The 306-nt window shown below is 61.4% G+C and carries 1 protein-coding gene; it reads right to left on the reverse strand.

Features of this window, described 5'->3' with window-relative positions; translation table 11 throughout:
• Nucleotides 1-113 precede the first annotated feature (113 nt).
• Nucleotides 114-306, reverse strand: a 193-nt coding sequence (locus EN874_RS33010; protein WP_348631839.1) for an antibiotic biosynthesis monooxygenase, incomplete at its 5' end; no start/stop codon positions are given.

Raw genomic sequence — 306 nt, forward strand, 5'->3', positions numbered from 1 at the left:
TAATTTCTCACGGAAAACCGGTTCACATTTTTCCTGAAATTGCTCCAGACCGGAGACAGGCAAACGCGAACCCGGTTCCCGGCGAAGAATTCGATTTCGCGCCGGTCCCGCTTTCAGCCGCTCTTCTCGGCCGGAAGGCCGAAGCCGCCGACCGGATGGGTCTCGACCTGGAACTCGAAGCCAGCGATGAAGGGGCGCGCCCTGGCGATGGCGGCCTGGACTTCCGGCAATTGCAGGGAGGCCTTGTGGCTAGCCTGATCGGTCCACACTTCAGTGACCCAGATCGCATCGGCGTCTACGGGGTCG

The sequence above is a fragment of the Mesorhizobium sp. M1D.F.Ca.ET.231.01.1.1 genome (genome assembly GCF_003999155.2).
Classification (GTDB): Bacteria; Pseudomonadota; Alphaproteobacteria; order Rhizobiales; family Rhizobiaceae; genus Mesorhizobium.